Origin of the sequence: Pseudochelatococcus contaminans, from assembly GCF_014195635.1 — a bacterium.
In the GTDB taxonomy this organism is placed as follows: domain Bacteria; phylum Pseudomonadota; class Alphaproteobacteria; order Rhizobiales; family Beijerinckiaceae; genus Pseudochelatococcus; species Pseudochelatococcus contaminans.
Genome location: NZ_JACICC010000027.1, coordinates 1 through 12,122 on the forward strand (window position 1 = coordinate 1; position 12,122 = coordinate 12,122).

A 12,122-nucleotide genomic window follows, 5' to 3' on the forward strand; every position below is an offset into this window, starting at 1 on the left:
CCGTCGCTCTTCGCGTTGGGGGAAGGTTCACATGGCTCAATTCTCAATGGAAATTATGCGCCTAACCGGCTCAGTTCTGCGCGGAAACCAACAGCAGCAGCGAAAGCCTCCTTTCCAAACGGTTCCTGCCCGGACACCATGAAGACCACATCGTCGGTCATCAATGTGAGGACGGTTGCGAGATCACCCGACTTGCTCGCTGTCATCCAAGTTTCAACGACCTGCCGGATCGCCTTTTCGTCATCGGTCATCTTGTGAAATCCTCCACGGCTCAATCCCTCTTACGGTATGGTGGCCTCCGAATGACAGTGACGGCCATTCGGAGGACATTCTTGCGGTTGTTATGGTCGCGAAAATCCCGAAACACGCGACACCTCTACACTACTGCGCCGGCGTTGTCGGCGCTTTCACGGTGATGGTGCATCGCTGATCCGCGCCAGCCGTGCGCGCGGCCTCCCAACAAGCCGCTACCGCTTCCCGGTTCGCCTCTATGAGCTGATCGGCCGACGCCACCCGCTGCCATGAATCCGGGCTGTCGAACGCCATGAGACTCATACCCGCTCGCCACGGCGTTTCGCCCATGACGACGCTGGCGACACGCGGCGCGGCCGAGAACGGCAACAGGCGCGGAAGGAACAGCATCACCAGCGCGCCGGCGAGCAGGCCGATAGCGAAGGCGACGACAAGCCACCAATTTTGCCGATCGCGCTCCCGCGCGCCGGCGACATGCGCGGCGAGGTTCCGGCCGGCGCGCTCGAGGTCGGACGCCTGCCGCTCGAGCTGCTGCGCGGCGGTGCGTATCAGGGCCTCACCGCTGCGCTCGAGGAGCGCCGCATAGTGCTGCGCGCCCTGCTTGAGAATGGGCGATTGCTCTACGCCGTGCATCCGCTCCGCAACATTGTCGAGCGCCTGCACGAGCTGGGCGAGCTGGGGCTTGTAGTCCTGCGCCGGCTCGATCTTTTCGAGCTGGTCGAAAGCCGCTTCCAGCCCGCGCCGCATGACCTTCATTTCCGCGCCGATCTGCTCGCCCTGCGTCTCGATCGTGCGCCGTAGTGCGTCGAACGCGGCGGCCGGGTCGCCGGCGTCCTCGTCCAGTGCTTCCGGCTCGATTCCGTCCCTGTCGTCGTCCAGCTCCGCCATGTTCTCCGTGCCTACCTTTCCATGCCGATACCCCGGCTAAGCCGGTGGCCGCGTGTCATTTCGTCTTGCAGCTCGCGGGCAATGGTCTGGCCCCGGCGAAGCTCCTGCCCGATTCCGAGTTCCTGCCGGCGATTACGCAGGATGGAATCTACCTGCGGGTCACGTTCAAGGCTCTTGGTCATGCCGTTCATCTGGCTTTCGACCTTGGCGCGGGCCTCGTCGTGCTGCCAGCCGCGAAGCTCCCGGCGCTGCCCCTGTAGCTCCTGCCAGCGTTCAACGAACCGCTCGGCCCTGACATTCGGGTCTTGCAGCGCGGCGTTTTCGCGCTTCATCCCGTCGATAACATGGGCGACACGCTCCCGGCCGGAAAGCTCGGTCATGGCGCGCGCCGTCGCCGGGTCATTTTGCAGGGTCGAGCGCATCAGGTCTTTCATGCCGTCGCGCACCTGGTCGAGCTGCTGACCGGCATCCCGCATTTCCTGCCGCTGCATGTCGAGAACGGGCAGGCCCTCGCGCCGGTGCTGGTCGATCGACTGATAGGCCCGCGAATAGCGGTCAACGGCCGCCTCAAGCGGCGACTGCCCCCGCACCCGCTCGGCCAGCCGGTCGGGCGCCGGCGCCTGCTGCAAGCTCCCTTCCCTTTCCGGCCGCTCGCTGCGCTCCTGAGAAGGGGCAGGACGCGCATTGAGCTTGAGGCCGGCAAACATACCGCGCCGCTGCTTCTCGGCCTGCTGCGGGCCTTTCTGGTCGATCTGCGGGCCGTCCTCGCCGGCGCGGTCCTGCTGCGGCCCCTCGGCCGCCGCGCCGCGCCCGAGTTTCAGGCCCTCGAACGGATTGCGGCGCTGTTGTCGATCGCCGGCGAGATCCTCGCGCGGATCTGCACGAAGATCCTGCGCGAGATCCACGCCGACTTTTTGCGAGGATCTGCGATCAAGCGCATGATCCCCGGCCGTCGACTCCCGCTCCGCACGTAGCCCGGCCGCGCGCTCGGCCGCAATCTCGATCTCGCTGCGGATGCCCATTTGCTCCGCGATCCCGCGCCGCTCGGCAAAGTCGCGGGTATAGTCGAGCGTGGTTTCCTTCACGCCCGACCGGGACAGGCGGCGCTCTAGCTGGCTATAGGCCAGCTCGCCGGCGTCCTGAACTTTCCATGCGTTCCGGTGCGTCTGCGTCCCATCCGGCAAGGTGACGGGGGTAGAACCCTCATGCTGTAGGCCGATCTTCTCCCCGATCTCGGGCGCGGCCTCCTTCATGACGCGCTCAAGATCGACGCCCCATAGGGTGCGGCGTTCGCCCTTGTCGTTTTCCAGCGTCACGAAATAGCTGTCGGACTTCTGCGGGTCATGCTCGAACGGCGCGGCCCCATGCTCGACCAGCCGGCCGGCATGGGTGAACTCGTCCTGTGCCGCGTAGAGCTGCACCCCGTCACGATGCCGGGTCATGGCGACATAGGTTAGATGCCGGTCCATCGTCCCCGACGCCAGCACATAGGAACGATCGACCGTCGCCCCCTGATTTTTGTGAATCGTCGTCGCATAGCCGTGGTCGATCGCCTGATAGTCGCCCATCGGAACGCTGACGCTCTCGCCGCCCCGGCCGTCGAGCTGCGCGACGATCCGGCCGGCCTCGACATGCTCGACGGTGCCTAGCATCCCGTTTTTCACGCCAAGGTCGCGGTTGTTCTCCAAGAACACGATGCGGTCGCCCGGCGCGAACTCCCGCTTGCCGTCATTGGTCTGGTAGGTCAGCGCGCCGGCGTCCTCACCCTGCGCCAGTTCGCCCCGGTCCTGTAGCTCGGTCCTGATCGCGTCATTGATGGCGCGCACATCGGCCCGGCGATGCGCCATCGCTACGCGGGTGCCGTCCGGGCGCTCGTCGCGGTCGGCAAGGTAATCGCGCACGATCTGGCCGCGCACGTCCTCGCCGGTTTCGGCAAAACTGATATTGCCGCGATCCCGATAGGCCGCCAGCCCCTCGGCCGTCCGGTGCGTGGCGAAGTCAACCGACGCCTCCCGCTGCCAGTCCACGCGCTGCCGGCGTATCTCGGAAAGCTCGGCATGGCCGATTTCCTCGGTGATCGCCCGGAACGGTGCGCCGGCTCCGATCGCCTGTAGCTGCTCATGGTCACCGACTAGGACGATCTTCGTCCCGCGCGCCTCGGCCTCGCCAACGAACCGGGCGAGCTGGCGGCTCCCGACCATGCCCGCCTCGTCGATCACGAACACGTCGCCGCGGCCGAGTGTGCCGCGGTCGTTCTCCCAACCGCGCGACCATGACGCCAGGGTGCGGCTCTGGATGCCGGAAGATTCCTCTAGGCCCTCGGCCGCCTTGCCGGACAAGGCTGCGCCGTGGACCTGATAGCCCTCGGCCTCCCATGCCTCGCGCGCGGCCGCGAGCATGGTGGACTTGCCCGCGCCGGCATAACCGACAACCGCCGCGATCCGCTCCGGCCCGGTGATATGCTCGATCGCCCGGCGCTGCTCGTCGGACAGCCGGGCGGAAGCATCGCCGGCGCTGCGCTGAATGGCGGCGTCCTGCCGCTCTATGGCGCGCTCGACATGCCGGCGATCGACGCCATGACCATGCGCGCCGTGCATCCGCTGCGCGCTCTCGATCATGCCGGATTCGATCTCGACCATTTCGCGGGTCGAATAGCGCGCAAGCTCAATCTCGCCCGTTGCCGGGTCCGCGCGCTCGGCCTGCAACTCGACCAGCGCCGGCGAGGCCATCACCTTCGCAAAGGCGCTCTGGAACTCCAGCGGATCATCGTTGATGTAGCGATGCAACGCCCGCGCAACGTCGTGCCGGTCGAACACGCTCTTTTCCCCGGTGATGAGGGTCAGAACCTGCTCGGGCTTCTCGCGGATCAGCTCGGCATTGCGCCGGGCCGCGTCCTCGTCCAGCCGCGCCCGCGACACGTCGAGGCCGCGCCGCTCCATCTGCGTGGCATGGACGCCCATATGTTCGGTCGGCGCGATCTCTAGCCCGCGTTCCATGTGCGAACGATGGTCGATCCGAATATCTAGCCCGGCCATCGCAAGCCGCTCGTTGGCGATCCCCTCCCACCTCTGGCGAAGGTCGCGGAGCTGCATGTCGGTCGTCGGCAGGCCGTTCGCCAGCAGCCATTTGTTTTCACGCTCTAGGTAGGTCTTTTCGCCTAGCCCGTTCTCCGTCACCTGCCGCGTGGTCATAAGCACATGGGCATGGTGATTGCGAACGTCGCTCGCCTCGTGCGGCGCATGAATGGCGAAGTCCACGGCCGCGCCGTAGCGGTTCGCCAACTCCTGCGCTAGCTCCCGCGTTGCCTCTAGCCGTTCCTCGGCCGAAAGCTCGTGCGGCAAGGCGATCTCAAATTCGCGGGCTACGCGCGCGTCCTTCCGCTTCTCGGCAAACTCGGCTGCGTTCCACAAATCCGACCGATCCCGCACCCAATCGGCATTGACGCCCTCGGGCAAGACGATCTCGGCATGTTCGACGCCCTGCTTTGCCGTGTAGTCGTGCGTGATGCCGTCGCGCTCGTTGGTCAGCTTCTCCCCGGCACGATAAGCCATAGAGGCGACGGCGCTACGGCCCTTCGCCCGCGAAACTGGCTTCATGCTCAAATGGTAGATCGCCAACCCGTTGCCTCGATCTAGTTTCCGCCTTTCCCGCCAGCCTCCAAGCTGGCGGCGCGCTGAGTTGCATAGCAACTCGTAAGTGCGCCCTTCTCAACTCAATCGCCTTGCTCTTTCGCTGCTCGGTGTGGCGCTTGCGGCAAGGTCGGCGCAATGAAGTTGAGGCCGGATTGTGCTGCAAAACCGCCGATGTTTCAAGCTCAACGGGCAAACGACTGGAAATCATGGCCGGGAATGGTAGTCTTGCCGAACAACCGGAAAAGGAGATTGCAGCATGGCGCGAAAGTCCATCGAAGAAAGACTAGCTCAACTGGATGCACAACGCGCCGCCCTCAAGGCTCGGCTGTCAAAGCAGGAACGCGCCAACGATACGCGCCGCAAGGTGCTGCTCGGCGCGCTCGTCCTGCATCGCCTTGAAAACGGCAAGGATGAAATCTCGCGTGCCCTGCCCGACTGGCTGCGCCGTGAGCTGCCCGGCTTCCTGACGCGCGACGGCGACAAGGAACTGTTTGCCGATCTGCTCGCCAGCGCACCAGCAAGGGAGACGACAGACGCCGGGGGGGCCGCTTCGTGAATCAGGCGACGTTAGCTTGGGCGGCGTTCAAGAACATGCTGCGCGCCGCCGCGCGTGATCCGCTATGGGCCTTTGTCTCGCTGATCGCCCTGCCCTTCCGCATCTGGCAAACCTTCCTCGGCGTCCTGTTCATCCTCATTGTGGCGCTGTTCGTGATCGGCTTCGGCGGCCGCTTCTTCCTCGAACAAATGGGCTTCGGTCCCGGCTCGGTCCCCTTCATCGCGCTCGATCTGTTCACGGTGCTGGTGCTGGCCACCCTCGCCTTCCGCTTCATCACCAATCCGCTGATTGTCCATTTCGGGGACATGGACGGCGAAACCCACGGCTCGGCCCGCTTCGCCACCGACAAGGAAACCGCCGCCCTCGCCCGCGCTGATTCCGGCCTCCTGATCGGCCGCGACGGCAAGACCGGGAAGCTCCTGCGCTATGACGGCCCGGCCCATCTGCTGACGATGGCACCGACGCGCACCGGCAAGGGGGTGGGAACCATCATCCCGAACCTGCTCACGGCCGACCGCTCCGTGATCTGCATCGACCCCAAGGGCGAGAACGCCAGGATCGCCGGACGCGCCCGCCAGACCTTCGGGCCGGTCCACGTCCTCGACCCCTTCGGCGTCACCGGCCAGCCCTCGGCTGCCTTCAATCCCCTCGACCAGCTCGACCCGGCCGGCCTCGATGTCGCGGAAGATGCAACCACGCTGGCCGACGCCCTGGTGTTCGATGAACCCGGCATGGCCGGCGAGGCGCATTGGAACGAGGAAGCCAAGGCGCTCATTGCCGGCCTGATCCTCCATATCGCCGCCAGCGAGCCGCGCGACCGCCGAAACCTCGCCACCCTGCGCGAAGCCCTCACCCTCGCCCCTGAAGCCTTCGCGGCGCTCCTGAAGGACATGCAGGCGTCAACGGCCGCCGGCGGCTTGATCGCCCGCGCCGCAAATCGCCACCTCGGCAAATCCGACCGGGAAGCGGCCGGCGTCCTCTCGGCCGCGCAGCGCCATACCCATTTCCTCGACAGCCCGCGCATGGTCGCGGTCCTCGGCCGCTCCGATTTCCGCTTTGCCGATCTCAAGCGCCGCAACGCCTCGGTGTTCCTCGTCCTGCCGCCCGATCGGCTCGCCACCTATTCCCGCTGGCTGCGCCTGCTCGTCTCGCAAAGCCTGACCGACATGGCCCGCGATCCCGCCAAGCCGGCCGCCCCGGTCCTCTATCTGCTCGATGAGTTCGCCGCCCTCGGCCACCTCGCCCCTGTCGAGCGCGCTATGGGCCTCATGGCCGGCTATGGCGTCCAGCTCTGGCCCATCCTGCAAGACGTTCACCAGCTCCGCGCCACCTACGGGCAGCGCGCCGGCACCTTCCTGTCAAACGCCGGCGTCCTACAGGTCTTCGGCGTCAACGATCACGACAGCGCCCGCCTTGTCTCCGACCTGCTCGGGCAGGAAACCGTTGTATTCCAAACCATGAGCCGGGCGCTCGATTCCGACAAATCTGGCATATCCTACGGCGAGCAACACACGGCCCGGCCGCTGCTGACCCCCGATGAGGTCCGCAACCTGCCGCAGCATGTCGAACTGCTGTTCCTCGCCGGGCAACGGCCGATCGTCGCCGGAAAGCTCGCCTATTATGCCGATTCCGAGTTCCGGGGGCTGTTCGATCAAGCATGAAGGATGACGCCATGACCGATACCGACGCCTTTGAATGGCCCGATCCCGCCGACAAGGCCCATGCCGTCGAACAGGCCAAGCGGCTCCGCAACCAGGTCAACGAAGGCGGGTTGCGGTTTGAAGCCTATTTGCCGCCCTCTCTGGCCCTGTGGCTGCTCGATAGGATCGAACAGGGCCAGTTCCTCGACCCATCCGAAGCCGTGTTCGTGATCTTGGGCGAGCATAAGGAGCTGGAACCCCATGCCGATCTGCGCCGAGAACTGCTCAAGCGCAGCATCGAGGCGGCGGCCGATGATCCCCGACCGGGGATTTCGGGCGAGGAAATGAAAGCAGAGCTGCGCGAAAAGCGAAAAGTCCCCCTGCCCGAACCGGCCAGATGGGAAAAGCGGTCCCGGCGCTGACGCACCGGGGCTTCTCTCTTACGGCCCTCCGGTCACTTCGGCGCTATGTGGGAGCGCGTTCCCTCCGGGCCGGGGCCGGCTGCCCGCCGGCTTCGCTCAACCTCGCCACACCCGCGACGGTAGCCCCCGGCCGGCCCGCTCTCATCATCTAGGGCCGTAGGGACGGCCGGGGGCGGGTTTGAGGCAATGAGGCTTTGAGTATTAGCGGAAATGCTCAATCACTCAAAAAGCTCGGCGTGGGTGCCGGCGCGCACGAAAATCAGGCTGTTGCCCTCGACCTGATACACCAAGAGAAAATCGCCGCCGATATGACATTCCCGATGGTCGGCCCAATCCCCTTTCAAGGCGTGGTCAAGCCATTCCGGGCCTAGCGGCTCGTCGTTCGCTATCAGCAGCAACATGACCTCTTTGAGCTGGCGCATGTTGTAGCGGCCAGAACGGGAAAGCCGCTCCCAATCCTTCACGAAGCTCTTGGCATAGTCCGCCGATCTCGGCAGAGAAGCCCGCTTGCTACTGGCGGGTTTCTTTGTCGAGGGCATCAAACAATTCCTGTCCGTCATTGAACCGCGCACGGCGGGCCTTCATCATCGCGCGGGATTCCTCGATCGCGGCGCGCGTCTCGGCGTTCGGCACCTTCAATTCAAAGGGCAAAGCCTTATCCTTCGCCACGCGGGTCAAGGTCATCCGCACCACATCGGACACGGTAAGCCCCATTTCGGCCAGCACGGCGGCCGCCTCGTCTTTCAGGCGCTCGTCAATGCGAGCGCGCACAAATGCACTTGCAGCCATGACCGGGCCTCCTTTCTCTGTCCTGAATGTAGCTCACATGAGCAACAGTTTCAAGAAGCTCAATCGCTCAACTAAGCAGATACTCATACACTCATTTGAGTGATTGAGAAACCATTTCCCGCAGTATCTCCGAAATGGTTCGGCCCTGCTCCACGGCCATGATTTTGAGCCGCTTGTGTTCCTCGCGGTCCAGATCGAAGTTCACGCGCACGGTTGCGCCCTTGTCGGACAGGCTGGCGAGCGTGGCGGACTTTCGCACATTGCTCGGCCGGCCGGCGCTGAGCATACCCCGCTTTTCTTCACTCATTTGATGCTCTCCTTATCTACTCAATTGAGCAATTGCTTGATTTCGTCGGCAAGCGCCGTCATTTCGCGGGCCGCTTCGCTGTCCGGTTCCAGATCGAGGACGGTTGCGCCGGCCGCAGCGGAGCCGGGATAGCTAACGCGCTGCGTGATCCGGGCCGCGAGGATCGGCAGGCCGTAACCGTTCAGGGCGTCGGTGATCTCGTTACCGATCCTCGTTCCCTTGATCGCGCGGGACACGACAAACGCGGCGCGCAATTTTCCGTCCGTGATCTCCATGCGTTGCTTGACCAAATCGACAAGCTCGGCCGTCGCCCAAATGTCATAGGGCGAGGGTTGCACCGGGATCAGGATGAAATTCGCGGCCTTGATGGCGGACACGGCGAGGTCGGCCGCTTGCGGCGCTCCGTCGATGACGACGAAATCCTTACGGGCGACATTCTTCAAATCGCGCTCGATTGTCGGCCGATCTAGCCCGACCACGGAAAGGGGTTGATCTTCCCGCACGGCCGCCCAATCGCGGGCGCTGCCCTGTGGGTCGGAGTCGATCAGCAGCACGTCAGCGCCGCCGAGCTGCAAGGCGCGGGCGAGGTGGGTGGCTATGGTGGTTTTCCCGGCCCCGCCTTTCTGGTTCAAAACGGCGATCACATGCACGACCGAATCTCCTACAGTTGATGAAACACGCATTTACTCAAATGAGTATAGCGCATTGAGCTATTGAGTAAAGAGGATTTTGCCTCATTCACTCATTTGAGTAATTAAGCGCCGGCCTTGCCTCTCGCTCTTTCTCGAAAGCCCATGCGAGGTTGGCCGCAGGCGCGGCGGGTGCAATTTTGGTGCTGTGGGTGCCGCGCCGGCCCGCACTATACGCGGGCCGGAACCGCCGCAGGGCCGCGAAAGCGGCCCGAACAGCGGCGACCGCTTATGTTTGCCCTTTTAGATATAGATTAGGTGGGGATTCAGTCTGGTTATCGGACTCACGTTTTTGGATAGCTTTCCCAAGGGCCGCCAACGCCCGGCCTAGCGCGGTATCGCCAGCCTCGGACAGCGCCAGCTCATCGAGGGGCAGGGCCTTCCTGTAGGCGTCCACCTCGGCCGCGCGGGCTTCCTGTGCGGCGCTGTGATCGTCGGGCAGGGGCGGGGCCTTGGCGAACCGCCCAAGGAACTGCCGGGCCTTCTCCGGCAGGGACAGGCGGTAGGCGTTGCTCGTCTGCTGGACCTGTGGGCCGCGCCCCTCGTTGCCGGTCGGCTCGTAGCGCCGCAGCCAGTCGATGAAACCATGCGCCCGCAGGTTCTTCAGCGCCCGCACGATCGTATCGCGCGACCGGCCTAACCGATCCATGATCGTGGTGATTGACGGCTCAAGCCGGCCGGTGCGGAAGTCAATGAGATTGACGAAATACCGCAACACGTCGAGCGCGACCGACCCTAACGGGCCGCTGCGCTCGCCCTTCTTCTCACGCAAGCCCGCCTCATTGTATTGCTCGGCCGCTCTCAAGATCGCCTGCACGTCCCGGCGCGTCGTCGGCCGCCATATGCGGCCCTCCGATCGGCCCCGGATATGACTATGCCGGCGAACTGGCGTCGGGCATCGCTCGGCGGGGGGGGGCAGGACCAGGCTAAAGGTTCCCTGTCCTGATCCCCGCAGGGCGGCCCGGCGCTCATGGGCGAGCGTCGTAAGCTCCCCGGCCTCGTCGTCGGTGAGCTGGCCCGCGCCGTATCGGGTCCAAACTTCCCGCATGATTTCATCAAGCGCGTTCCCGCGCGCGCAGCCGATCGCGGCCGCGTATTGCGTCCTCAACATATGCCCTCGTCCTTCCATTTGAAGGACATGACGGTGCGGACGGCAGGCACGGCTCCCCCGTTTTCGCAAGAATCAATCTTGCGAATTGGGGTGCTGTAGCGTAGATAAGGGGAGAGTTAGTGGACCCCTGACCTACGGTGTGTCTGACGGCCTACAAAAACGCTCGACCGTTGGCGCGGTCGGGCGTTTTGCCGTTATGTCCCTTGCTTCGCTTCGATATAGAACCTCAACGCTTCCTCGATGATCGGGGCGCGTGCAGACTCGCCCCGTTGCTCCTTGATCCTGTCGATTGCCTCGACAAGTTCGCCCGGAACATAGGTATTCAACACCACGCGGCCGGCCGCGAGCTGCCGCGCCCTATGGGCGGCAACACCTCTGCGAATCTCTTCCGCGCGATCATTCATGTTTACAACTAAAGGCAATCCGCCCGATTCTGCAATCCCTTGCGGACGGAGCCTAAAAAGGCACTACTTCTAGGGGCGGCAGCTAAACGTGGTTACGTCAATGCGTATTCACGCTATTGCGCTCTCAAGCGCCCGGTAGAGCGTGGCGCGATGCACACCCAACAACCGGGCAACCTCGGCCGGCTTCTTGTCCTCGCTGATGAGCTGGCGGGCGTGTGCGATCTGCTCGGCCGACAGGGCAGGGGGGCGGCCGAACCGAACACCCTTCGCCTTAGCCGCAGCTCGGCCGGCGCTCGTGCGCTCGTGTATCAAGCTGCGCTCGAACTCGGCAACGCCGGCGAAGAATGTCAGCACCATGCGACCGGCCGGCGTCGTGGTATCGGCCCACGGCTCAGCCAGCGATCGCAAGCCGGCCTCCGCGTGGCCGATCCGCTCGGCAATGTCGAGAAGATCGCGCGTCGATCGGGCGAGGCGATCGAGCCGCGTCACCGTCACCACGTTGCCGGGCTGCAAATGGTCCAGTATCTTCGCCAGCTCGGGGCGACCGCGCTGCGCGCCGGATGCCTTTTCCTCGAACACGCGCTTGCACCCGACCGCCAGCAACGCCGCGCGCTGCTGGTCAAGGGTCTGGCCCTCGGTCGAGACGCGGGCATATCCGATAAGCAAGGGCAGGGGCTTCCTCGTGGGGGACATGCCCGAATCTAGCGGGTGCAACCCGTCGCGAAAATCCCTATTGTGCAACTGTCGCAGGTTTCGGGAATTTTGCGATGCAAAGAACGGAGGGAGTACGCCTTAGCCTGCCCCCTGCACGCGCGCCCGCACTGCATCGAGGCTCCATAAGCCAGGGCCTGAAAAGACGAGATAGAAGAAGATAAAGCAGAAGAGAACGGCCGCATCCCCTCCATTGAGCACGGGAAAGAAACTTTGCGGGAAATGCCCGATAAAGTATGCAAACGCGCACAGCCCTGACGCAAGGAATGCCGCAGGTCGTGTGAAAAGCCCGAGCGTAAGCAAAGTGCCGCACAGCAGTTCGATACAGCCTGCGATCCAAGGCAGAGAACCCGCGTCAGGGGAAAATCCACCCGCCGGAAATCCAAGGAGTTTGGACGTGCCATGCGCCAGCAGCAACAAGCCCGCCATGATGCGAGTTAGCCCCAGCGCGTGCGGAGCCCAATTGTCAAGGTTGGTTGGAAGGGGCATTTTTCTTTCCTTAGCTCTAGGGCACCTCGAAAAATTGCCCGGCCCGAGTTGCTGCGGTATGAACGGGGGTGATCGGCTGCTTGGGCGTAACGATGGCACAGATGGGTTTCTTCGATCTTTCGGACCGCTATGCGAGCCGGGCTCTGAGTAGCAACGGAACAGAAAACACACATAAGCTTGCCTACAGGTCGTCGATTCCTGCGGTTCGGGGATCGCGCAGCGGCCTGAGTTC

The 12,122-nt window shown here is 64.1% G+C and carries 14 protein-coding genes; 3 read left to right on the top strand and 11 right to left on the bottom strand.

Going from position 1 to position 12,122, the window contains the following annotated elements:
- Positions 1-53 precede the first annotated feature (53 nt).
- The 3 genes from FHS81_RS18085 to traA form a co-directional block, all read right to left on the bottom strand.
- On the bottom strand, positions 54-251 hold the full coding sequence (locus FHS81_RS18085; RefSeq protein WP_183754980.1) for an SgcJ/EcaC family oxidoreductase: 198 nt from the start codon (positions 249-251) through the stop codon (positions 54-56).
- Between the two features lie 130 nt (positions 252-381).
- Positions 382-1,140 (bottom strand): DUF6118 family protein, encoded by a 759-nt coding sequence (locus tag FHS81_RS18090; RefSeq protein WP_183754982.1) that lies wholly within the window; start codon positions 1,138-1,140, stop codon positions 382-384.
- Between the two features lie 11 nt (positions 1,141-1,151).
- Entirely contained in the window at positions 1,152-4,757 is a 3,606-nt protein-coding gene (gene traA, locus FHS81_RS18095; RefSeq protein WP_183754984.1) for a Ti-type conjugative transfer relaxase TraA, read from the bottom strand.
- A gap of 271 nt (positions 4,758-5,028) precedes the next feature.
- Between traA and FHS81_RS18100 the strand changes: the two genes are divergently transcribed.
- The 3 genes from FHS81_RS18100 to FHS81_RS18110 are packed head-to-tail and all read left to right on the top strand — an operon-like array spanning position 5,029 to position 7,390.
- Entirely contained in the window at positions 5,029-5,328 is a 300-nt protein-coding gene (locus FHS81_RS18100) for a mobilization protein (protein WP_183754986.1), read from the top strand.
- Positions 5,329-5,363: 35 nt separating this feature from the next.
- Entirely contained in the window at positions 5,364-6,989 is a 1,626-nt protein-coding gene (locus FHS81_RS18105) for a type IV secretory system conjugative DNA transfer family protein (RefSeq protein WP_210281828.1), read from the top strand.
- 11 nt (positions 6,990-7,000) lie between these two features.
- On the top strand, positions 7,001-7,390 hold the full coding sequence (locus FHS81_RS18110) for a hypothetical protein (RefSeq protein WP_183754990.1): 390 nt from the start codon (positions 7,001-7,003) through the stop codon (positions 7,388-7,390).
- A 218-nt stretch (positions 7,391-7,608) separates the two neighbouring features.
- On the opposite strand, the gene FHS81_RS18115 is transcribed toward FHS81_RS18110, so the two are convergent.
- The 8 genes from FHS81_RS18115 to FHS81_RS18150 form a co-directional block, all read right to left on the bottom strand.
- Positions 7,609-7,929, bottom strand: a complete 321-nt coding sequence (locus tag FHS81_RS18115; RefSeq protein ID WP_151610674.1) for a type II toxin-antitoxin system YafQ family toxin — start codon at positions 7,927-7,929, stop codon at positions 7,609-7,611.
- Positions 7,901-8,179, bottom strand: coding sequence for a type II toxin-antitoxin system RelB/DinJ family antitoxin (locus FHS81_RS18120; RefSeq protein ID WP_151610673.1), 279 nt, complete (start codon positions 8,177-8,179; stop codon positions 7,901-7,903). Before FHS81_RS18120 ends, FHS81_RS18115 begins: the two co-directional genes overlap by 29 nt.
- Before the next feature lie 91 nt (positions 8,180-8,270).
- Positions 8,271-8,486: a plasmid partition protein ParG gene (locus FHS81_RS18125; RefSeq protein WP_151610672.1), complete on the bottom strand. Its 216-nt coding sequence runs from the start codon at positions 8,484-8,486 to the stop codon at positions 8,271-8,273.
- Between the two features lie 20 nt (positions 8,487-8,506).
- Positions 8,507-9,136: a ParA family partition ATPase gene (gene parA / locus FHS81_RS18130; RefSeq protein WP_151610671.1), complete on the bottom strand. Its 630-nt coding sequence runs from the start codon at positions 9,134-9,136 to the stop codon at positions 8,507-8,509.
- A 268-nt stretch (positions 9,137-9,404) separates the two neighbouring features.
- On the bottom strand, positions 9,405-10,286 hold the full coding sequence (locus FHS81_RS18135; RefSeq protein ID WP_183754992.1) for a helix-turn-helix domain-containing protein: 882 nt from the start codon (positions 10,284-10,286) through the stop codon (positions 9,405-9,407).
- 194 nt (positions 10,287-10,480) lie between these two features.
- Entirely contained in the window at positions 10,481-10,690 is a 210-nt protein-coding gene (locus FHS81_RS18140; RefSeq protein ID WP_183754994.1) for a ribbon-helix-helix protein, CopG family, read from the bottom strand.
- 108 nt (positions 10,691-10,798) lie between these two features.
- The gene (locus FHS81_RS18145) at positions 10,799-11,383 is read right to left on the bottom strand and encodes a recombinase family protein (RefSeq protein ID WP_183754996.1); all 585 of its coding nucleotides are present in this window, start codon (positions 11,381-11,383) and stop codon (positions 10,799-10,801) included.
- Positions 11,384-11,482: 99 nt separating this feature from the next.
- A complete protein-coding gene (locus tag FHS81_RS18150; RefSeq protein ID WP_183754998.1) occupies positions 11,483-11,890 on the bottom strand; it encodes a DoxX family protein in 408 nt (135 codons plus the stop codon).
- Positions 11,891-12,122 lie beyond the last annotated feature (232 nt).